This is a genomic window from Streptomyces sp. NPDC052012, assembly GCF_040689265.1.
Lineage (GTDB): Bacteria > Actinomycetota > Actinomycetes > Streptomycetales > Streptomycetaceae > Streptomyces.
This window is the reverse complement of sequence record NZ_JBFAXA010000003.1, coordinates 67,486-88,868: the sequence shown is the minus strand read 5'-3', so window position 1 is coordinate 88,868 and position 21,383 is coordinate 67,486. Positions and strand designations below refer to the sequence as shown.

The following is a 21,383-nucleotide window of genomic DNA, read 5'->3' as shown; positions in this document are numbered from 1 at the left end:
CACGACTCACGCCCGGTAAAGGGCCTCGACCTCGTCCGCGTACGCCTTCTCGATCGCCTTCCGCTTCAGCTTCAGCGACGGCGTGAGCAGCCCGTGCTCCTCGGTGAACGGCTGCGCCAGGATCCGGAACGTACGGATCGACTCGGCCTGCGACACCAGCGTGTTGGCCGCGACCACCGCGCGCCGCACCTCGGTCTCCAGGTCCGGGTCGTGCACCAGTTCGGCCTCCGGCATCCGCGGCTTGCCGCGCATCGCCAGCCAGTGCTCCACGGCCTCCGGGTCCAGGGTGACCAGGGCGGCGATGTACGGGCGGTCGTTGCCCACCACGATGCACTGGTTGACCAGCGGGTGGTCCCGTACCCGCTCCTCCAGCAGCCCCGGCGAGACGCTCTTGCCGCCCGAGGTGACCAGGATCTCCTTCTTGCGGCCGGTGATGGTGAGATACCCGTCCTCGTCGAGGGAGCCGAGGTCACCGGTGGCCAGCCAGCCGTCGTGCAGGGTCTCGTCGGTGGCCTTGGGGTTGTTCAGATAGCCCTGGAAGACGTTGTCACCGTGCAGCCAGATCTCACCGTCGTCCGCGATGTGCACGGTGACGCCGGGGACGGGCCGGCCGACCGTGCCGTACCGGGTGCGCTCGGGCGGGTTGGCGGTGGCGGCGGCCGTGGACTCGGTCAGGCCGTAGCCCTCGTAGATCTGCACGCCCGCCCCGGCGAAGAACAGGCCGAGCCGCCGGTCCATCGCCGAGCCGCCCGACATGGCGTTGCGGATCCGCCCGCCCATCGCCGCCCGCACCTTGGCGTACACGAGCTTGTCGAACAGCTGGTGCTGCATCCGCAGCCCCGCCGACGGTCCCGGGCCGATGCCCCACGCCTTCGCCTCCACGGCGTCCGCGTACTTCACCGCCACCTCGACGGCCTTCTCGAACGGCCCCGACCTGCCCTCCTTCTCGGCCTTGCGGCGGGCGGCGTTGAACACCTTCTCGAAGATGTACGGCACCGCGAGGATGAACGTCGGCCGGAACGCCGCGAGGTCCGGCAGCAGGGCGGCGGCGTTCAGCTGCGGCTGGTGGCCGAACTTGACCCGGCCGCGGATCGCCGCGACCTCCACCATCCGCCCGAAGACATGCGCGAGCGGCAGGAACAGCAGCGTCGACGCCTCGTCGCCCTTCTTGGAGTGGAAGACCGGCTCCCAGCCCCCGATCACGGTGTCCGCCTCGTACATGAAGTTGCCGTGGGACAGCACACAGCCCTTCGGCCGGCCGGTGGTGCCGGAGGTGTAGATGATCGTCGCGACCGAGTCGGGCGTGACGGCTCTGCGGTGCCGGTGCACGACGTCGTCGTCGAGGTGCGCGCCCGCGTCGTACAGCTCCTGCACGGCGCCCGCGTCGAGCTGCCACAGCTGACGCATCTGCGGCAGCCGGTCGATGACGGTGGCGATCGTCATGGCGTGGTCCTCGTGCTCCACGACCGCGGCGGTCACCTCCGCGTCGTACAGCATCCAGAAGCACTGCTCGGCCGACGACGTGGGATACACGGGCACGACCTGCGCGCCGATCGTCCACAGCGCGAAGTCGAACAGCGTCCACTCGTAGCGCGTACGGGACATGATCGCGACGCGGTCGCCGAAGCGGATCCCGCGGGCGAGCAGGCCCTTGGCGAGGGCGAGCACCTCGTCACGGAACTCGGCGCTGGTCACGTCCCGCCACCGGCCGGAGTCGTCCTTGCGGCCGAGCGCGATGTGCAGCGGGTCCTCCTCGGCATGGCGGAAGACCATGTCGGCAAGTCCGCCCACCAAGGGCGCGGACGCAGGCGGAGGGTTCGTGAACTCGCGCAATCCCCGCTCCCCGCTCCTCGGCGCTTCCCTGTCTACGCCCCCCGCAGGCGGTGAAAGCTACCCCACGCGGCTGGGGGGCGGGAGGGGGCCGAAAACTGAGTACGGCTCTTGTCCTCGCTGGTCAGCACCGGAAAATGCGCTCACATGGGGAAGGGTCGGACAGATTCCTGACGGTTGAGTAAGTTTCGGTGCCGTAATCTCCACGGAATCTGTACGAGCCGTCGGGGCCGTGCGCCATGACTCCCGGCACCCGCCTCGCTGCGGTCGGTCACCGCCCGCCTCGGTGCAGCCGGTCACCGCCCGCCAGGATCGCCTCCGCCAGCGCGCGGGCCGCCTCCCGCGCCGAGGGGCGGCCCCGGCCGTGCACCACCACGAAGTCCACCTGTCCCGGCTCGGGCAGCCCCGCCCGCTCCGGCATCCGCACCAGACCGGGCGGCACCAGGCCACGCGCGTGCACCATGACCCCGAGCCCCGCGCGAGCCGCCGCGAGCAGACCGTTCAGGCTGCCGCTGGTGCAGACGATGCGCCACGGCCGGCCCTGCCGCTCCAGCGCCCGCAGCGCGAGCTCGCGGGTGATGCCCGGCGGCGGATAGACGATCAGCGGCACCGGACGGCCCGGATCCAGCCGCAGCCCCGGCGCGCCGATCCACACCAGCTCGTCGTGCCACACCAGCTCCCCGTGCGGATCCTCCGGCCGCCGCTTGGCCAGCACCAGATCGAGCCGGCCCGCGGCCAGCTGCTCGTGCAGGATGCCCGACAGCTCGACCGTCAGCTCCAGATCCACCTCCGGGTGCTCGTGTCGGAACCGCTGCAGGATCTCCGGCAGCCGGGTCAGCACGAAGTCCTCCGAGGCGCCGAAGCGCAACCGGCCCCGCAGCCGGGTGCCGCCGAAGAACTGCGCCGCCTGCTCGTGCACCTCCAGGATGCGGCGCGCGAACCCGAGCATCGCCTCGCCGTCCTCGGTCAGCTCCACCGAGTGCGTGTCCCGGGTGAACAGCTGCCGCCCCGTCGCGTCCTCCAGCCGCCGCACGTGCTGGCTCACCGTCGACTGGCGCAGCCCGAGCCGCCGGGCGGCCTGGGTGAAGCTCAGCGTCTGCGCCACGGAGAGGAAGGTGCGCAGGTGGGTGGGGTCGTACACGGGTGACACGGTACCCCGGTCATCGCGGATCGTGATGACAGTGAGAGCGGTGTACGGGATTCCCGATCGCCCGCCCGGCGATCACCATGGAGCCTGCACGCGTACGACCCGAGCAAGTGGAGCACCGTGGAACGCCTGAGCCTGCCGAGCCGGATACGGACACTGCCGAGCCGGACACCGCTCGACCCGTACGTCCTGCTCCTGCTCGCCACGGTCGGTCTCGCCGCGCTGCTCCCGGCCCGCGGCACCGGCGCGGACGTCGCCTCCGGAGCCTCCACGGCCGCCGTGGCCCTGCTGTTCTTCCTCTACGGCGCCCGGCTCTCCACCCGCGAGGCACTCGACGGACTGAAGCACTGGCGGCTCCACGTCACCGTGCTCGCCTGCACCTTCGTCGTCTTCCCGCTGCTGGGCCTGGCCGCCCGCGGCCTCGTCCCGGTCCTGCTGACCGACCCCCTCCATCAGGGCCTGCTGTTCCTCACCCTGGTGCCGTCCACCATCCAGTCGTCGATCGCCTTCACCTCGATCGCCCGCGGCAACGTGCCCGCCGCGATCTGCGCGGGCTCCTTCTCCTCGCTCGCGGGCATCGTCCTCACCCCGCTGCTCGCGGCGGCGCTGCTCGGCGGCAGCGGGGGCGGGTTCTCGGCCGACTCGGTGGGGAAGATCGTGGCGCAGCTGCTGGTGCCGTTCCTCGCCGGGCAGGTGCTGCGCCGCTGGATCGGCTCCTTCGTCGCCCGGCACCGCAAGGTGCTGGGACTGGTCGACCGGGGCTCGATCCTGCTGGTCGTCTACACCGCGTTCAGCGCGGGCATGGTCCAGGGCATCTGGCACCGGGTGAGCGCGGCGCGGCTCGGCGCCCTGCTCGCCGTCGAGGCGGTGCTGCTCGCGGTGATGCTGCTGCTGACCTGGTACGGCGCCAGGGCGCTCGGGTTCGGCCGCGAGGACCGCATCGCCATCCAGTTCGCGGGCTCGAAGAAGTCCCTGGCCGCCGGGCTGCCCATGGCGAGCGTGCTGTTCGGGGCGCACGCCTCGATGGCCGTGCTGCCGCTGATGCTCTTCCACCAGATGCAGCTGATGGTGTGCGCGGTGATCGCCAAGCGCCGCGCGCACGACGCGGCCGCCGTCCACGCCGGGCCGGTCAGCGACCCGGGCCGAGGCGGATCGTCACGAAGCGAGGCCGGTACAGCGACACGTTCCGGCTGAGCATCACCGCCGCGCCGGCCGACTCCAGCCAGTTCACGTCGTAGCTGAGGACCAGGCGCCCGTCGTCGCTGAGCTCCGGGTGCGTCTGCGGGTTGTAGGCGGCGGTCCCGCCCTGCGGCAGCGCGGGGGTGAACTCCGTGGTCGGCCCGTGCCACGGCCCGGTCGGCGAGCAGGCCCAGTACGACGCCACCGTGGTGAGCCCCTTCGCGCCCGCCGCCATGGTGAACAGCACGTACGTGCCGTCCTGGCGGGCCACCGAGAAGGCGCTGCCCACACCGGTGCGCCGGCCGTCGCCGAGCACCGGGCGCGGCCGGGCGCGGGTCTGCCAGGCCGAGCCGTTCCAGTACTCCCAGGCCGCCGGATCGGCCAGCCCGCCCTCCGGGACCCGGGCCACGTACGCGTGCGAGGCCGGCCGTGCCGCGGGCCTGCCGTCGTCGCCGCCGAAGACGTACGTCCAGCCGTCCTCCTCGACGAGGGTGGTGCCGAACAGCACGCGCCGGGAGAGGTCGGTCACCTGCTCCTGGCCGAGCACCTTCACGATCGACTCCACGCGCAGGTCCGGCAGGGAGAGCGTGGCGACCTCGGTGGCCGTGGGTACGCCGTAGACCCACGGAGCCTGCCCGGCCGTACGCACCCACAGCAGGACCCGGACGACCTGCTCGGCGGAGCCGGGGGAGCGGGGCTCGACCCGGGCGGCGACCGGCCAGCGCCACTGGTTCGGCGCCGGGTCGGGGAAGAGCGGGGCGGGCAGGGTGCCTTCGAGCCGCCCGTCGCGCATCAGCACGGCCGAGTTGCGCACGAGCGGGGCGGTGGTGTCCCGCCACGCGTACGCCTCGCCGACCGGGTTGGGCGGGCGGTGCACCCGGCCCAGGTAGGTGTCCGAGAACAGCCACAGCAGCCGGCCGTCGGGCAGCCGCACGGAGTGGGTGCCGTCACCGCCGGTCCAGTCGTCGGAGCGGCCGGCGTCGTCGCCGTAGCGGGCGAACTCGCCGGTGAGGGTGTCGTCGGCGGCCCAGGAGGCGACGGTGCGCGGTGCGCAGCCGCCGGCGTCCCGCCGCCGGTCGTCGTCCTCCGGCAGCCCGCCGACCAGCACGGCGCCGAGGACCAGGGCCAGCGCCAGGCCGATCCCGGTCCCCGTCCGCCGTCGCACTCGGGCCATGTCGTCGGGCACGCTCCGCGACGTTAGTGCCCGGTACCGCCGTGGTCCATGGGGCGTCGGCGCCGGGGCCTGCCCGCACGGGGTCAGGCACCGGTGCCCGCCCGCAGGGCGTCACCCCTGGGCGGTTGCCGCCGCCTGCAGCGCCACGCGGTGCTCGCCCGCGTAGATGTTCATGGAGGTGCCCCGGAGGAAGCCCACCAGGGTCAGGCCCGTCTCCGCGGCCAGGTCGACGGCCAGGGACGACGGGGCCGAGACGGCCGCCAGCACCGGGATGCCCGCCATCACCGCCTTCTGCGCCAGCTCGAACGACGCCCGCCCGGACACCATCACAACCGTGCGCGACAGCGGCAGGTCCCCCGCTTGCAGCGCGCGGCCGATCAGCTTGTCGACCGCGTTGTGCCGGCCCACGTCCTCCCGGACGTCCAGCAGTTCACCGTCCTCGCCGAACAGGGCCGCGGCATGCAGTCCACCGGTCCGGTCGAACACCCGCTGGGCCGCGCGCAGCCGGTCGGGCAGGCTCGCCAGCAGCTGAGGGGTCAGGCGCAGCGGGGGCGTGTCGGCGACGGGCCAGCGGGCCGTCGTGCGGACCGCGTCCAGGCTCGCCTTGCCGCACAGGCCGCAGGAGGAGGTGGTGTAGACGTTGCGTTCCAGGGTGATGTCCGGGATCGCCACGCCCGGGGCGGTCTGCACGTCGACCACGTTGTAGGTGTTCGCGCCGTCGGCGGTCGCGCCCGCGCAGTACACGATGTTCCGCAGCTCGGACGCGGTGCCCAGCACCCCCTCGCTCACCAGGAAACCGGCGGCCAGCGCGAAGTCGTCGCCCGGCGTGCGCATCGTGATCGCCAGCGGCCTGCCGTTCAGCCGGATCTCCAGGGGCTCCTCGGCGACGAGCGTGTCCGGGCGGCGGGAGACCACCCCGTCCCGGATCCGGATCACCTTGCGTCGTTCCGTCACTCGTCCCATGGGCTCATTGTCCCTGAGCGGACCTCAGGGAAGCCGACAAGCACGGCACCCGTTTCCTGTCGCTTCACCTGCCCTCGTACCCGTCAGTCACTGATCAGACTGGTGCATCCCGCTACCGACCCACGAGGGGGACCACTCATGATCGGCTCGCGCATCGCCGCCGTCGGCCACTACCAGCCCGCCCGGGTGCTCACCAACGAGGAACTCGCGGGCATGGTCGACACCAGCGACGCGTGGATCACGAGCCGGGTCGGCATCCGCACCCGCCACATCGCCGGCCCCGACGAGCCGGTCGACGAACTGGCCGCGCACGCATCCGCCAAGGCGCTGGCGGCGGCCGGCCGCACGCCCGCCGACATCGACCTGGTCGTGGTCGCCACCTCCACGGCGATCGACCGCTCGCCCAACATGGCCGCCCGGGTCGCGGCCCGGCTCGGCATCCCCGGCCCCGCAGCGATGGACGTGAACGTGGTGTGCGCGGGGTTCACCCACGCACTGGCGACCGCGGACCACGCCGTACGGGCCGGTGCGGCCCACCGCGCGCTGGTGGTCGGCGCCGACAAGATGTCCGACGTGACGGACTGGACCGACCGCTCCACGTGTGTGCTGGTCGGCGACGGAGCGGGGGCCGCCGTCGTGGAGGCCGCCGAGGAGACGGGGATCGGGCCGGTGCTGTGGGGGTCGGTGCCCGAGATGGGGCACGCGGTGCGCATCGAGGGCACGCCGCCGCGGTTCGCCCAGGAGGGGCAGAGCGTCTACCGCTGGGCGACCACCAAGCTGCCGTCGATAGCGCGCCAGGCCTGCGAGAAGGCGGGCCTGGCGCCGGAGGATCTCGCCGGGGTCGTGCTGCACCAGGCGAACCTGCGGATCATCGAACCCCTCGCGGTCAAGCTCGGTGCGGTCAACGCCGTCGTCGCCCGCGACGTCACCGACTCCGGCAACACCTCGGCCGCATCCATCCCGCTCGCCTTCTCCAAGCTGGTCGAGCGGGGCGCGGTGTCGGCCGGCGACCCGGTGCTGCTGTTCGGCTTCGGCGGCAACCTGTCGTACGCGGGGCAGGTCGTCCGCTGCCCCTGACGCCCTGGTCCGACGCTCTCGTCAGGGGCAGTCGTAGGTGAGGTCCGTCCCGGCCGCCGGGCCGGCGGGGGAGACGAGGCGGAACCGGGCGTGGGCCTGGTAGCGGCCCTTGCCCTCGAACGTCCACAGCAGGTGCAGCCGTGCCCGGGTCTGGCCGCGCGCGAGGTCCTCGCGCAGGACGCCGGAGGACGTGCCGTCGCTGCGGATCCACCGGTAGGAGAGGGTGCCGGGGCGGCCGTCGGTCGTGACCGTGGCGACGAGGTCGGCGGTGCCGTCGCAGGTGACCGTGGCGGGGTCGGCGGTGACCGTGACCTCACGGACCGTCGGTCCTGGGCCGAGGCGCTGCCAGGCGAGGAACGCCAGGACGGTGATCAGGACCAGGGCCGGGAGCGCGTGGCGGCGCGGACCGCGGCGGCGGGCGGGCCGCGCGGGCTCCGCGGCGGCGGTCAGGGTCGCGTGCGACCGGTGGGCGAGAGCGCCCTGCACGCCGGGGCCGAAGCGCAGCACGGCGCCCTCGACACGGTCGGGGCGCAGGTCGGCGGCACCCGCAGCGGCGTCGTCGCGGAGCGTGGACCGCACCGTGGCCGGGGCCGTGTCCGGTTCGGGACGCTGCACCCAGTGCGAGGCCAGCACGGTGGCGCTGTAGTCGCCGTCGCCGTCGGCACGCGCGGGCGTGCCGGTCGGGAGGGCGGGGTCCTTCGGCTCGGTCATCGCAGATCGCACCGCCTGGTGAGGAGCTGCTGCGAGGCGCCCCCGTCGGCCGACGCGGGTGTGGTCGAGGCCTGCACCGTCCAGTAGCAGCCGAGGGTCTGGAAGGCGTGCTCGGCGGTGATCGTGTACTGGGTGGCGCCGCTGCGTAGGAAGACCTCCGCGGGACCGTCCGCGGTGCCGGGCTTCCCGGCTGAATCACCCGCGAACCAGGCGAGGCTGACCGAGACCGGTCTGGGCCCGTCCGTCTGGACGGTGACGGTGGTCGTCGCGGTGGTGGGCCCCGTCTGCCGGAACTCCGTCACGGTGACGTCCTTGACGGCGGGGGCGTCCGGCGTCGTGTCCGACGGGGGCTCGTCCGGGTCCGTCGGCTGGGTCGTGTCGGTGGTGGGGTCGGTGGGCGGCTCCGGTGCCGTGTCGCTGCCCGGGTCCGTGTCTGTGTCTGTACCGGTGTCAGTCCCGGTGTCCGGGTCCGTGGCCCCGCCGGCGTCCGTGTCCGCCCCCGGTGTCGTGCCCGTGTCCGAGGGACCGCCGGGGCTGGTGGACGGCGCGGCGGAATCCGCGGGCGGCGCGGCAGAGGACGCGGAGCCCGGCGTGGGCGGTGCGGTGGGGCCCTCGGTGACGCCGGGACGGGCGCTGGTGGTGGCGAAGGCCTCGGCCGCCTGGGCCGCGTCGGGGTCGGAGGCCGGGGGCGCGGTGTACGCCAGCACGATCGCCAGGATCGCGGCGGCGGCGGCCACGATCGCGCCCGGCCGGGTGGGCTTCCACCCCCGCGCCCAGGCCGGGCCCGGCCCGGAGCGCAGCACCGTGTGCGCGGTGTCGGTCGCCGAGCGCGGCTCCGTGCGGGCCGAGGGGAGCAGCAGCGCGAGCAGTGCCACCAGCGCGGCCAGCCTGCCCCGGCCCCGCTCCTCCCAGCCGGGCCCGTACGCGGCACCGGCCGCCGCCTCCAGTTCGGCGACGAACGCCCGCGCGTCGCCCGGCCGCTGCGCCGGGTCCTTCGCCAGTCCGCGGCGCACCAGCGGCCGTACCGGCTCCGGCACGTCCTCGTCGGGCACGGGCGCGTCGACGTGCCGCAGCGCGAGTTCGGCGATGTTGTCGCCCGGGTAGGGCTTGCGGCCGGTCAGGCACTCGAAGAACGTGGCCGTGGCCGCGTACACGTCGGTGGCGGGGGAGGCGGGGTCGCCCCGCCACTGCTCGGGCGCCATGTAGGAGGGCGTGCCGGCCACACCGGCGCGCGCCCCCGAGTCCACCGCGATGCCGAAGTCGACCAGCTTCGAGGCGCCGTCCGACGTCACCAGGACGTTCTCCGGCTTGTAGTCGCGGTGCACCACGCCCACCCGGTGCGCGTCGGCGAGACCGAGCAGCGACCCCTTGAGGATCACCAGCGCGGCCTCGGCGTCCAGCGGGCCCCGCCGGGCCAGCAGCGTCCGGAGCGAGACGCCGTCCACCAGCTCCATCACGATCGCCGCGCCGTCCGGGCTCTCCACGTACTCGTACAGGCCGGCGACGTACGGGCTGTCCAGCCCGCCGAGCAGCCGCGCCTCCGCGCGGAAGTCCCGCACGAAGCCCGGACGGGTGTGCAGGGACTCGCTGAGGTACTTCACCGCGACGGGGACCCCGGTCCCCTCGTGGAGGGCGAGAACGACCCGCCCGCTCGCCCCGGACCCGAGTTCCAGCGACTCGGTGTATCCGGGCACCGTCCATGTGCTCATCGGCTTCCCCCCCGGGGCCCTCCGTCGCCCGGGAGTATCACGGCACTCCGCGGCGCTGGGCCCTCGCGACCACAGACACATTTCCGGTCGGCGCGGTTGCGGACGCGCCCGAAGCACGGGCGGCGGCCCCATCTTTGTCCTGTGAGTGGAAAAAGTCGTGGGCAATTCCTGCGCGACTTCTTCCCACCTGCGGCAGCCGCTGCTACGTTCCCTCCGAAAGCAAGCGCCACGCACGTGGCCGGAATCCGGCGTACACAAGCCGATCGAGGCGGGGAGGGGCTCGTGAGACGTATGACGGCGCGACCCGCGAACGCCCATCAGGCCCGGCTGCTGAAGCTGCTGCGCGACGGCGGCCCCAACTCCCGGGCCCAGCTGGGCGACCAGGTCGACCTCTCCCGCTCGAAGCTGGCCGTGGAGGTGGACCGGCTGCTGGAGACGGAGCTGGTCGTGGCCGACGGACTCGCCGCCTCGCGCGGCGGCCGGCGGTCCCACAACATCCGGCTCAACCCGCACTTGCGGTTCCTCGGCGTCGACATCGGCGCGACCTCGATCGACGTCGCCGTCACCAACGCCGAACTGGAGATCCTCGGCCACATCAACCAGCCCATGGACGTACGCGAGGGGCCGGTCGCGGTCTTCGAGCAGGTGCTGTCCATGGCCGCCAAGCTCAAGGCCTCGGGGCTCGCGGAGGGGTTCGACGGCGCCGGCATCGGCGTCCCCGGCCCGGTCCGCTTCCCCGAGGGCATCCCGGTGGCCCCGCCGATCATGCCCGGCTGGGACGGCTTCCCGGTGCGGGAGGCACTCAGCCAGGACCTCGGCTGCCCGGTCATGGTCGACAACGACGTGAACCTGATGGCGATGGGCGAGCAGCACGCGGGCGTCGCCCGCACCGTCGCCGACTTCCTCTGCGTCAAGATCGGCACCGGCATCGGCTGCGGCATCGTCGTCGGCGGTGAGGTCTACCGCGGGACCACGGGAAGCGCGGGCGACATCGGGCACATCCAGGCCGTGCCCGACGGCCGACCCTGCGCCTGCGGCAACCGGGGCTGCCTGGAGGCCCACTTCTCCGGATCGGCCCTCGCCCGCGACGCGACGGAGGCCGCCCAGCAGGGCCTCTCGGCGGAACTCGCCGCACGGCTGGAGGCGGCCGGAGGCCTCAGCGCCGTCGACGTCGCCGCCGCGGCCGCAGCGGGGGACGCCACCGCCCTCGACCTGATCCGTGTGGGCGGAAACCGCACCGGTCAGGTCATCGCCGGCCTGGTCAGCTTCTTCAACCCCGGTCTCGTGGTGATCGGCGGCGGAGTGACCGGTCTCGGCCACACCCTGCTCGCCGCGATCCGCACCCAGGTCTACCGCCAGTCGCTGCCCCTGGCGACCGGCAACCTGCCCATCGTCCTCGGCGAGTTGGGCCCCACCGCCGGAGTCATCGGTGCGGCCCGGCTCATCAGCGACCACCTGTTCTCACCCGCGTAAGCGGGCCCGCAGCACCGCCACTACCGCGTCTCACGCACCACCGCACATCCCCCCACGCCGCTCCGCCCTGCCCTGACACCGTTCAGCCGCTCCACCCGAGCACGCCCTGACACCGGCCCGCACGTCCGCCGAGGGGAAGTCCGCATGGCACCCGAACCACCGCTGCTCAGCATGTCCGGCATCACCAAGTCGTTCCCCGGAGTCCGGGCCCTGGACGGCGTCGACCTCGACGTCCAGGCCGGCGAGGTGCACTGCCTGCTCGGCCAGAACGGCGCCGGGAAGTCCACCCTGATCAAGGTGCTGGCCGGCGCCCACCAGCCCGACACGGGCACCATCCGCTGGCGCGGCGACGAGGTGACGCTGCGCTCACCGATCGCCGCCATGCGCCTCGGCATCGCCACCATCTACCAGGAACTCGACCTGGTGGAGCACATGTCGGTCGCCGAGAACGTGCACCTCGGCCACGAACCCACCAGCGCCGGCTTCGTCGTCCGCGGCAGGACCGCCAGGGAGTCGACCGCGCGGCTGCTCCAGCGGCTCGGCCATCCGGAGATCGATCCGGCCCGGCTGGTGGGGGAGTTGTCGGCGGCACAGCAGCAGATCGTGTCGATGGCCCGGGCGCTGTCCCACGACGTGCGGCTGATCGTGATGGACGAGCCGTCCGCCGCCCTCGACCCGGACGAGGTCGACAACCTCTTCCGCATCGTCGGCGATCTCACCGCCGACGGGGTCGCCGTCGTCTACATCTCGCACCGCCTGGAGGAGATCCGGCGCATCGGCGACCGGGTGACGGTGCTGAAGGACGGCCGGGCGGTCGCCGTCGGGCTGCCCGCCAAGTCGACCCCGACACGCGAGGTCGTCGCCCTCATGACCGGCCGCAACGTGGAGTACGTCTTCCCCGAGCGGCCCGCCTCCGTCCCGGAGGCCGCACCGGTGCTCACGGTCGAACAACTCTCTCGCAAGGGCGAGTTCGAGCCGCTGGACCTCCAGGTGCGGCCCGGCGAGATCGTCGGGCTCGCCGGGCTGGTCGGCTCCGGGCGCTCCGAGGTCCTCGAGACGATCTACGGTGCCCGGCGTCCCGACACCGGCCGCGTCCTCGTCGACGGGCAGCCGCTCAGGCCCGGCAGCGTCCGCGCCGCCGTCCGCGCCGGCGTGGGGCTCGCCCCCGAGGAACGCAAGGCACAGGCGCTGCTGATGCTGGAGTCCGTCACCGGCAACGTGTCGGTCTCCTCCATGTCCCGCTTCTCGCGCGCCGGCTGGATCGACCGCGGCGCCGAGTTCGGGGCGGCCCGAGCGGCGGTGCGCGAGCTGTCCCTGCGCCCCGACAACCCGAACGTGCCCGTGCGCACCCTGTCCGGCGGCAACCAGCAGAAGGCCGTGCTCGCCCGCTGGCTGCTGCGCGGCTGCAAGGTGCTGCTGCTCGACGAACCCACCCGCGGCGTCGACGTCGGCGCCCGCGCCGAACTGTACGCGGTGGTCCGCCGGCTGGCCGACGAGGGCCTCGCCGTGCTGCTGGTCTCCAGCGAGGTCCCCGAGGTCCTCGGCCTCGCCGACCGCGTCCTGGTGCTGCGCGAGGGCCGGGTCGTCCACACCGCCCCCGCCCGCGAGCTCGACGAACACCGTGTACTCGACCTGGTCATGGAAGGAAGCCCGGCGTCATGACGCAGCCCGTCTCCCCGCCGCGGGACAGCACCGGCAAGGTGCCGCCGGCCGGCGAAACGCCCGCCTGGCGCGCCGTGTTGTTCCGCGCCGACGTCCGCACCCTGTCGCTCCTCGGCGTGCTCGCCGCGCTCGTCCTGATCGGCGGCATCACCAAGCCGGACGAGTTCCTCGACACCCGCAACCTGCAACTCGTCCTCACCCAGGCCTCCGTCATCGGTGTCGTCACCGTCGGGATGACCTTCGTCATCACCTCCGGCGGCATCGACCTGTCGGTCGGCGCGATCGTCGCCCTCGCCTCGGTGTGGGCGACCACCGTCGCCACTCAGGAGTACGGTTTCGGCGGCATCCTGTTCACGGCCGTCCTGGTCGGCGTCGGCTGCGGTCTGGTCAACGGGGTGCTCATCGCGTACGGCGGGATGGTCCCGTTCATCGCCACCCTCGCCATGCTCGCCTCGGCCCGCGGTCTCGCCCTGCAGATCACCGACGGACGCACCCAGATCGTCACCGTCCCCAGCGTCCTCGACCTCGGTGAGCGCGACGCCTACGTGCTGGGCATCCCTCCGCTGGTGCTGGTGTTCGCCGCGGTCACCGTGATCGGCTGGCTGCTGCTCAACCGCACCACCTTCGGCCGCCGCACCGTCGCCGTCGGCGGCAACGCGGAGGCCGCCCGGCTGGCCGGCATCGACGTACGGCGCCAGCGCCTGTACCTCTACCTGCTGTCCGGGCTGTGCTGCGGCATCGCGGCCTTCCTGCTGATCGTGCTGTCCGGCTCCGGCCAGAACACCAACGGCAACCTCTACGAACTCGACGCCATCGCCGCCGCGATCATCGGCGGCACCCTGCTCACCGGGGGCCGCGGCACCATCGTCGGCTCGGTCCTCGGCGTCCTGATCTTCACCACCATCACCAACATCTTCGCCCTGAACAACCTGCAGAGCGACGTCCAGCAGATCGCCAAGGGCGCGATCATCGTCGCCGCCGTGCTGGTCCAGCGCCGTACCGCGAGCACGACCTGAGGAAAGGGTTCACCGCCATGCCAGAGCACATGCCTTTCGCGAGCCGCAGAGGGCTCCTCTTCGGAGCCGCCGCCGTGTCCGCCGGTGCCTTCCTCACCGGGTGCACGAGCAACGAGCCCAGCGACAGCGACGAGCCGGCCGCGGGCGACCAGCCCGCCGCCGACGACAAGCCCGGCAAGCAGGTCACCATCGGCTTCGCCGGACCGCAGGCCGACCACGGCTGGCTCAACGCCATCAACGACAACGCCAAGAAGCGCGCCGAGAAGTACTCCGACGTCACCCTGGAGATCACCGAGGGCTCCAACGACACCGCCCAGCAGATCGGCCAGATCGAGACCCTGATCAACAAGAAGGTCGACGTGCTGGTGATCCTGCCGGCCGACGGCAAGGCGCTCACCCAGGTCGGTCTGAAGGCGATGCGGGCCGGCATCCCCGTGGTCAACCTCGACCGGATCTTCAACACCCCGCAGGCGTACCGCTGCTGGATCGGCGGCGACAACTACGGCATGGGCCTGAACGCCGGCCACTACATCGGCGAGAAGCTCAAGGGGAAGTCCGACGCCCGTGTGATCGAACTCGCGGGGCTGGACAATCTGGAGCTGACCAAGCAGCGCACCCAGGGCTTCGACGACGCGCTGAAGAACTACCCCAACATCAAGAAGGTGGCTCGCCAGGCCGCGGAGTTCACGGTCGAGTCCGGTCAGGCCAAGATGGCCCAGCTCCTCCAGGCCCAGCCGAAGTTCGACGCGCTGTGGAACCACGACGACGACCAGGGCGTGGGCGCGCTGCGCGCCATCGAGCAGGCCGGCCGGGACGACTTCCTGATGGTCGGCGGCGCGGGCGCGCTCTCCGCCTTCCAGGCCATCAAGGCCGACAGCGGCGTACTGAAGGCCACCGTCCTGTACCCGCCGACGATGGCCGCCTCCGCGATCGACCTGGCCCGCGCCCTCGGCCAGAGCAAGGGCGTCAGCGGTCTCGCCGAGTACGAGATCCCCGCCTCGATCACCCTGTACTCGGCCGTCGTCGACAAGGAGAACGTGGACCAGTACATGTCCACCGGCTTCAAGTAGGGAGCCCCGGCCCCGGCCCACGGGCCTGACCAGTCCATCGGGCGGGGCCCGGCCCACAGGGGCGGGGCTCACCGAGGGGGCGGGGCTCACACCCCGCCCGACACGACGACGAGGAGGACATCCGCATGCCACAGCCGCAAGCGTCAGAAGGGGCGGACACGGGGAAGCCACCGCTGCGCGTCGGCATGGTCGGCTACGCGTTCATGGGCGCCGCCCACTCCCAGGGGTGGCGCACCGCGGGCCGTGTCTTCGACCTGCCGCTGAGCCCCGAACTGGCCGTGATCTGCGGCCGGAACGCCGACGCCGTGCACGCGGCGGCCGACCGGCACGGCTGGGCGGCGACCGAGACCGACTGGCGTGCCCTGGTCGAACGGGACGACGTCGACCTCGTCGACATCTGCACCCCGGGCGACAGCCACGCCGAGATCGCACTGGCCGCCCTCGCGGCCGGCAAGCACGTGCTGTGCGAGAAGCCCCTCGCCAACACCGTCGCGGAGGCGGAGGCGATGGCCCGCGCCGCCGAGGAGGCGGCGGCGCGGGGACGGCTCGCGATGGTCGGCTTCAACTACCGCCGGGTCCCCGCGACCGCGCTGGCCCGGCGGATGGTGGCCGAGGGCCGCATCGGCACCCTGCGGCACGTGCGGGTCACGTATCTGCAGGACTGGCTGGTCGACCCGCAGTTCCCGCTCACCTGGCGGCTGCGCCGCGAGCAGGCCGGCTCCGGTTCGCTCGGCGACCTCGGCGCGCACATCATCGACCTGGCGCAGTACGTGGCGGGCGAGCACATCGCCGGCGTCTCCGCGCTCACCGAGACGTTCGTCAAGGAGCGCCCGCTGCCGACCGCGCCCAGCAGCGGTCTCGCCGCCGTCTCCGCCGCCGGCACCGGGCCGGTCACCGTCGACGACGCCGCCGTGTTCACCGCCCGCTTCACCTCCGGCGCCCTCGCCTCCTTCGAGGCCACCCGGTACGCCACCGGACGCAAGAACGCCCTGCGCCTGGAGCTCAACGGCGAGCGCGGCTCGCTCGCCTTCGACCTGGAGCGGCTCAACGAGCTGTCGTACCACGACGGTACGGAACCGGGCACGCACGCCGGCTTCCGCCGCATCCTGGTCACCGAGCCCGATCACCCCTATCTGGAGGCGTGGTGGCCGCCGGGCCACGGCCTCGGCTACGAGCACACCTTCGTGCACCAGGCCCGCGATCTCGTCCACGCGGTGGCCGAGGGCCGCGCGCCCGAACCCTCCTTCGCCGACGGGCTGCAGGTGCAGCGCGTGCTGGCGGCGGTGGAGGAGAGCGCCGAGAAGAACTCCGTCTACACACCGATCGCCGCCTGAGGAGGACGGAACCCGAGATGCCGCGCAACTTCACGCTGTTCACCGGCCAGTGGGCGGACCTGCCCCTGGAGGAGGTCTGCCGCCTCGCCCGCGACTTCGGCTACGACGGTCTCGAACTCGCCTGCTGGGGCGACCACTTCGAGGTCGACAAGGCCCTGACCGACCCCGGCTACGTCGACTCCCGCCACCAGCTCCTCGACAAGTACGGGCTGAAATGCTGGGCCGTCTCCAACCACCTGGTCGGCCAGGCGGTGTGCGACGCCATCATCGACGAACGCCACCAGGCCATCCTGCCCGCCGACGTGTGGGGCGACGGCGACCCGGAGGGGGTGCGGCAGCGGGCGGCGGCCCGGATGAAGGACACCGCGCGCGCAGCCGCCCGCTTCGGCGTCGACACCGTCATCGGCTTCACCGGCTCGGCGATCTGGCACCTGGTCGCCATGTTCCCGCCCGCTCCCGAGTCGATGATCGAGCGCGGCTACGAGGACTTCGCGACCCGCTGGAACCCGATCCTGGACGTGTTCGACGCCGAGGGCGTGCGGTTCGCGCACGAGGTGCACCCCAGTGAGATCGCCTACGACTACTGGACCACCCGGCGGGCCCTGGAGGCCGTGGACCACCGTCCCGCCTTCGGGCTGAACTTCGACCCCTCGCACTTCGTGTGGCAGGACCTGGACCCGGTCGGTTTCCTGTGGGACTTCCGTGACCGGATCTACCACGTCGACTGCAAGGAGGCCCGCAAGCGCCTCGACGGCCGCAACGGCCGGCTCGGCTCCCACCTGCCGTGGGGCGACCCGCGGCGCGGCTGGGACTTCGTCTCCGCCGGGCACGGCGACGTCCCCTGGGAGGACGTCTTCCGCATGCTGCGCTCCATCGGCTACCAGGGGCCGATCTCCGTGGAGTGGGAGGACGCCGGCATGGACCGGCTCCAGGGCGCCCCCGAGGCGCTGCGCCGCCTGAAGGCGTACGACTTCGAGCCGCCGAGCGCGTCCTTCGACGCCGCGTTCAACAGCTGAGCGGCAGGCCGGGTACGGGGACCGGGGCGTGTGCCGGTCCCCGGTCCGGCCTGCCCGGACACCCCCTTTGTCCTGTGATGGGAAAAAGTTCAACTGATTCTGGTGTATGGGGTGTTGGTCCCGAAAGAACGCGGCTACCGTCCTTGAGGTGTCCAGGACACTCCTGCCTCCGGGGTGACGGCGCACCCCGGCGCCCGCATCGCACCGCACGTCTCAGCACCCATCCCGTACGGCCCATCCCGTTCCCGGAGGGACTTCGTGCACAGAAGCAGACTCAAAGGCACCACCACCGCGAGACGCCCCAGGCTCCGCACCCACCTCGCCCTGTTCACCGGTCTCCTGCTGGCCGTGGGCACCCCGGCGACCGTCGCCGGAGCCCAGCCGGCGGCGGACGGACCGGCCGCCGCCGAAGGGCAGTTCCAGCAGGTGCCGCTCGCCAAGGGCGAGCCCGAGACGGGCGAGCCGATGTCGCTCGCCGTGCTCCCGGACCGCAGCGTCCTGCACACCTCGCGCGACGGCACCCTGCGCCTCACCGACCAGGGCGGTGTCACCAAGGTCGCCGGCAAGCTCGACGTCTACAGCCACGACGAGGAAGGCCTCCAGGGCGTCGGCGTCGACCCGGACTTCGCGAACAACCGGGCGATCTACCTCTACTACGCCCCGCCGCTCGACACCCCCGCGGGCGACGCCCCGGAGACCGGCTCCGCCGAGGACCTCAAGAAGTTCGACGGCGTCAACCGCCTCTCCCGCTTCGTCCTCAGGACCAACGGCACGCTGGACCTCGCCAGCGAGAAGAAGGTCCTGGACGTCCCGGCCTCCCGAGGCATCTGCTGCCACGTCGGCGGCGACATCGACTTCGACGCCGAGGGCAACCTCTACCTGTCCACCGGCGACGACACCAACCCCTTCGCCTCCGACGGCTACACGCCGATCGACGACCGCGAGGGCCGCAACCCCGCCTTCGACGCCCGCCGCAGCTCCGGCAACACCAACGACCTGCGCGGCAAGATCCTGCGCATCAAGGTCGCCGAGGACGGCTCGTACACCGTCCCCGACGGCAACCTCTTCCCGCCGGGCACCGAGAAGACCCGCCCCGAGATCTACGCGATGGGCTTCCGCAACCCGTTCCGGATGAGCGTCGACGACAAGACCGGCACCGTGTACGTGGGTGACTACGGGCCCGACGCGGGTGCCGCCTCGGCGACGCGCGGCCCGGCGGGACAGGTCGAGTTCGCCAAGGTCACCAAGCCCGGCAACTTCGGCTGGCCGTTCTGCACCGGCGACAACGACGCCTACCTCGACTACGACTTCGCCACCAAGGAGCCGGGCGAGAAGTTCGACTGCGACGCGCCGAAGAACACCTCACCGCACAACACCGGCCTGGTCGACCTGCCGCCCGCCCAGCCCGCCTGGATCCCGTACGACGGCGGCAGCGTGCCCGAGTTCGGCACCGGCTCGGAGTCCCCGATGGCCGGCCCGGTCTACCGCTACGACCCGGACCTCGACTCCAAGGTGAAGTTCCCCGAGTCGTACGACGGCGACTTCTTCGCGGGCGAGTTCGGACGCCGCTGGATCAAGCCGATCTCGCAGAACGAGGACGGCTCGGTCAAGGAGATCAAGAACCTGCCGTGGACCGGCACCCAGATCATGGACATGGAGTTCGGCCCTGACGGCGCCCTCTACGTCCTCGACTACGGCGTCTCCTGGTTCCAGGGCGACGAGCACTCCGCGCTGTACCGGATCGAGAACGCCGAGGACGGCTTCTCCCCGATCGCCGAGGTGAGCGCCGACAAGACGTCCGGCGCCGTCGGCCTGAAGGTCGCCTTCACCGCCACCGCCAAGGACGCCGACTCCCCGGACCTGACCTACAGCTGGGACTTCGGCGACGGCACCAAGGGCGAGGGCCTCAACCCCACCCACCGGTACAAGAAGGCCGGCACCTACACCGCGACCTTCACCGCGAAGGACCCCGAGGGCAACACCGGCAACGCCAGCGTGCGCATCGTCGTCGGCAACACCGAGCCCAAGGTGAAGATCGAGGTGCCGGGCAACGGCAGCCTGGCCGCCTTTGGCGAGCCCGTCCCGTTCAAGGTGACCGTCACCGACCCCGAGGAGACCGTCGACTGCTCCAAGGTCAAGGTCACCTACAGCCTCGGCCACGACTCCCACGCCCACGAGCTGACCAGCGAGACGGGTTGCGAGGGCGCCCTCGAGCCGCCGCCCGGGGACGGCGGTCACGACCCCAACGCCAACATCTACGGTGTCGTCGGCGCCAGTTACACCGACGGCGGCGGAGGCGGCCAGGAGGCCCTGACCGGCACCGCCCGCGCCGTGCTCCAGCCGCCGCACCGCCAGGGCGAGCACTTCGGCGAGCAGCAGGGCGTCTCGGTCATCGACAAGACCGGCGCGCACGGCGGCAGGACCGTCGGCGACATCCACGACGGCGACTGGATCTCCTTCAGCCCCTACCGCTTCGACGGGCAGAAGAAGATGACCGTACGGGCCTCCTCCGGCGGCGCGGGCGGCTTCATCGAACTGCGCACGGGCTCGCCCGACGGACCGCTGCACGGCTCCGCCGCCATTCCGCCCACCGGCGGCTGGGAGACCTTCCAGGACATCGACGTGCCGCTGCGGGGCCTGCCCAAGAAGACCACGGAGATCTACCTGGTCTTCAAGGGCGGCGCGGGCGCGCTGTACGACGTGGACGACTTCGAGTTCTCCACCGAGCCGTTCAAGGGCGGCAAGAAGGTCCTGGTCTTCTCCAAGACCGCCGGCTTCCGCCACGACTCCATCCCGGAGGGCATCGCCGCGCTGAAGGAACTGGGCGGCCCGGCCGGCATCACCGTCACCGCGACCGAGGAGGCCGGGCAGTTCACCACGGCCAACCTCGCCAAGTACGACGCGGTCGCCTTCCTGTCCACCACCGGCGACGTCCTGAACGCCGAGCAGCAGCAGGCGTTCGAGAACTACGTCAAGAACGGCGGCGGCTACATGGGCATCCACGCCGCCGCCGACACCGAGTACGACTGGGAGTTCTACGGCGGCCTCGTCGGCGCCTACTTCGACTCGCACCCGGCCATCCAGAAGGCCACCGTGCGCGTCCACGACCACGACCACCCGGCCACCGCGCACCTCGGCGACACCTGGGAGCGCACCGACGAGTGGTACAACTACCGCACCAACCCGCGAGAGCAGGCCAAGGTCCTCGCCACCCTCGACGAGACCACCTACCAGGGCGGCACCATGAAGGGCGACCACCCGATCGCCTGGTGCCAGAGCTACGGCGGCGGCCGGTCCTTCTACACCGGCGGCGGCCACACCAAGGAGTCCTACGCCGAGGAGGCCTTCCGCGCCCATCTGCTCGGCGGGATGCAGTACGCCACCGGCCAGGTCAAGGCCGACTGCAAGCCGGGCAAGGACTACCGGAGGATCTTCAACGGCCAGACCCTGGACGGCTGGAAGCAGGCCGGGCCCGGGAGGTTCGTCGTCAAGGACGGCGGCGTGATGGAGTCCGAGGGCGGCATGGGCCTGCTCTGGTACCAGGCCAAGGAGCTGGGGTCGTACTCCCTCAAGCTCGACTGGAAGATGGCCGGCGACGACAACTCCGGGATCTTCGTGGGCTTCCCCGCCTCCGACGACCCCTGGTCCGCGGTGAACAAGGGCTACGAGATCCAGATCGACGCGACGGACGCACCCGACCGGACGACGGGCGCGATCTACTCCTTCAAGTCGGCGAACATCAAGGCCCGTGACCAGGTGCTGCGCCCGCCCGGCCAGTGGAACTCCTACGAGATCAAGGTCCAGGGCGAACGCCTCCAGGTGTTCCTCAACGGAGTCAAGATCAACGACTTCACCAACAAGGACCCCGAGCGGAGCCTGAAGGACGGCCACATCGGCCTGCAGAACCACGGCGCCGAGGACCAGGTCTCCTTCCGCAACATCCAGCTCAAGGAACTGCCCGCCACGGGCGACTAGAACGGCGGCGGACGGAGGACGCCGGACCTCCGCCCGCCGTCCCGCCG

15 protein-coding genes are annotated in these 21,383 nt (G+C 72.1%); 9 read left to right on the top strand and 6 right to left on the bottom strand.

Translation table 11 applies throughout. The features are described from left to right. Positions 1-6 precede the first annotated feature (6 nt). Together AB0412_RS07580 and AB0412_RS07575 are read right to left on the bottom strand one after the other, a co-directional pair. Positions 7-1,833 (bottom strand): AMP-dependent synthetase/ligase, encoded by a 1,827-nt coding sequence (locus AB0412_RS07580; RefSeq protein ID WP_366401575.1) that lies wholly within the window; start codon positions 1,831-1,833, stop codon positions 7-9. Positions 1,834-2,101: 268 nt separating this feature from the next. Next, on the bottom strand, positions 2,102-2,971 hold the full coding sequence (locus AB0412_RS07575) for a LysR substrate-binding domain-containing protein (protein ID WP_366401574.1): 870 nt from the start codon (positions 2,969-2,971) through the stop codon (positions 2,102-2,104). Positions 2,972-3,097: 126 nt separating this feature from the next. On the opposite strand from AB0412_RS07575, the gene AB0412_RS07570 reads away from it, so the two are divergent. Further along, the gene (locus AB0412_RS07570; protein WP_366401573.1) at positions 3,098-4,171 is read left to right on the top strand and encodes a bile acid:sodium symporter family protein; all 1,074 of its coding nucleotides are present in this window, start codon (positions 3,098-3,100) and stop codon (positions 4,169-4,171) included. Here the strand turns inward: AB0412_RS07570 and AB0412_RS07565 are convergent. Both AB0412_RS07565 and fdhD read right to left on the bottom strand, forming a co-directional pair. Next, positions 4,107-5,342: a DUF4185 domain-containing protein gene (locus tag AB0412_RS07565; RefSeq protein ID WP_366401572.1), complete on the bottom strand. Its 1,236-nt coding sequence runs from the start codon at positions 5,340-5,342 to the stop codon at positions 4,107-4,109. The genes AB0412_RS07570 and AB0412_RS07565 overlap by 65 nt on opposite strands. Positions 5,343-5,441: 99 nt before the next feature. Continuing rightward, on the bottom strand, positions 5,442-6,293 hold the full coding sequence (fdhD, locus tag AB0412_RS07560; protein WP_366401571.1) for a formate dehydrogenase accessory sulfurtransferase FdhD: 852 nt from the start codon (positions 6,291-6,293) through the stop codon (positions 5,442-5,444). Positions 6,294-6,431: 138 nt separating this feature from the next. On the opposite strand from fdhD, the gene AB0412_RS07555 reads away from it, so the two are divergent. Next, complete coding sequence (locus AB0412_RS07555) at positions 6,432-7,370, top strand: beta-ketoacyl-ACP synthase III (RefSeq protein ID WP_366401570.1); 939 nt, start codon at positions 6,432-6,434, stop codon at positions 7,368-7,370. A 21-nt stretch (positions 7,371-7,391) separates the two neighbouring features. On the opposite strand, the gene AB0412_RS07550 is transcribed toward AB0412_RS07555, so the two are convergent. Together AB0412_RS07550 and AB0412_RS07545 are read right to left on the bottom strand one after the other, a co-directional pair. Continuing rightward, complete coding sequence (locus AB0412_RS07550) at positions 7,392-8,081, bottom strand: hypothetical protein (protein ID WP_366401569.1); 690 nt, start codon at positions 8,079-8,081, stop codon at positions 7,392-7,394. After that, positions 8,078-9,790, bottom strand: a complete 1,713-nt coding sequence (locus AB0412_RS07545) for a serine/threonine-protein kinase (protein WP_366401568.1) — start codon at positions 9,788-9,790, stop codon at positions 8,078-8,080. Before AB0412_RS07545 ends, AB0412_RS07550 begins: the two co-directional genes overlap by 4 nt. A gap of 291 nt (positions 9,791-10,081) precedes the next feature. Here AB0412_RS07545 and AB0412_RS07540 point away from each other — a divergent pair, with 291 nt between their 5' ends. The 7 genes from AB0412_RS07540 to AB0412_RS07510 all read left to right on the top strand — a co-directional run bounded on the left by AB0412_RS07540 (position 10,082) and on the right by AB0412_RS07510 (position 21,336). Next, positions 10,082-11,263 (top strand): ROK family protein, encoded by a 1,182-nt coding sequence (locus tag AB0412_RS07540; RefSeq protein WP_366401567.1) that lies wholly within the window; start codon positions 10,082-10,084, stop codon positions 11,261-11,263. Positions 11,264-11,407: 144 nt separating this feature from the next. Further along, a complete protein-coding gene (locus AB0412_RS07535; protein WP_366401566.1) occupies positions 11,408-12,925 on the top strand; it encodes a sugar ABC transporter ATP-binding protein in 1,518 nt (505 codons plus the stop codon). Continuing rightward, positions 12,922-13,941, top strand: coding sequence for an ABC transporter permease (locus tag AB0412_RS07530; protein WP_366401565.1), 1,020 nt, complete (start codon positions 12,922-12,924; stop codon positions 13,939-13,941). The genes AB0412_RS07535 and AB0412_RS07530 overlap by 4 nt, the downstream gene beginning before the upstream one ends. Positions 13,942-13,958: 17 nt before the next feature. After that, a complete protein-coding gene (locus AB0412_RS07525) occupies positions 13,959-15,011 on the top strand; it encodes a substrate-binding domain-containing protein (RefSeq protein ID WP_366401564.1) in 1,053 nt (350 codons plus the stop codon). 125 nt (positions 15,012-15,136) lie between these two features. Next, a complete protein-coding gene (locus tag AB0412_RS07520; protein WP_366401563.1) occupies positions 15,137-16,345 on the top strand; it encodes a Gfo/Idh/MocA family oxidoreductase in 1,209 nt (402 codons plus the stop codon). 17 nt (positions 16,346-16,362) lie between these two features. After that, positions 16,363-17,361 (top strand): sugar phosphate isomerase/epimerase family protein, encoded by a 999-nt coding sequence (locus tag AB0412_RS07515; RefSeq protein WP_366401562.1) that lies wholly within the window; start codon positions 16,363-16,365, stop codon positions 17,359-17,361. A gap of 258 nt (positions 17,362-17,619) precedes the next feature. Next, complete coding sequence (locus AB0412_RS07510) at positions 17,620-21,336, top strand: ThuA domain-containing protein (protein WP_366401561.1); 3,717 nt, start codon at positions 17,620-17,622, stop codon at positions 21,334-21,336. The last annotated feature ends 47 nt before the right edge of the window (positions 21,337-21,383 follow it).

Excerpts from the sequence above, each read along its gene's own strand:
- AB0412_RS07535 (WP_366401566.1), top strand. The coding sequence starts at position 11,408 with ATGGCACCCGAACCACCGCTGCTCAGCATGTCCGGCATCACCAAGTCG.
- AB0412_RS07545 (WP_366401568.1), bottom strand. The coding sequence starts at position 9,790 with ATGAGCACATGGACGGTGCCCGGATACACCGAGTCGCTGGAACTCGGG.
- AB0412_RS07555 (WP_366401570.1), top strand. The coding sequence starts at position 6,432 with ATGATCGGCTCGCGCATCGCCGCCGTCGGCCACTACCAGCCCGCCCGG.
- AB0412_RS07520 (WP_366401563.1), top strand. The coding sequence starts at position 15,137 with ATGCCACAGCCGCAAGCGTCAGAAGGGGCGGACACGGGGAAGCCACCG.
- AB0412_RS07515 (WP_366401562.1), top strand. The coding sequence starts at position 16,363 with ATGCCGCGCAACTTCACGCTGTTCACCGGCCAGTGGGCGGACCTGCCC.
- fdhD (WP_366401571.1), bottom strand. The coding sequence starts at position 6,293 with ATGGGACGAGTGACGGAACGACGCAAGGTGATCCGGATCCGGGACGGG.
- AB0412_RS07530 (WP_366401565.1), top strand. The coding sequence starts at position 12,922 with ATGACGCAGCCCGTCTCCCCGCCGCGGGACAGCACCGGCAAGGTGCCG.
- AB0412_RS07525 (WP_366401564.1), top strand. The coding sequence starts at position 13,959 with ATGCCAGAGCACATGCCTTTCGCGAGCCGCAGAGGGCTCCTCTTCGGA.
- AB0412_RS07540 (WP_366401567.1), top strand. The coding sequence starts at position 10,082 with ATGACGGCGCGACCCGCGAACGCCCATCAGGCCCGGCTGCTGAAGCTG.
- AB0412_RS07550 (WP_366401569.1), bottom strand. The coding sequence starts at position 8,081 with ATGACCGAGCCGAAGGACCCCGCCCTCCCGACCGGCACGCCCGCGCGT.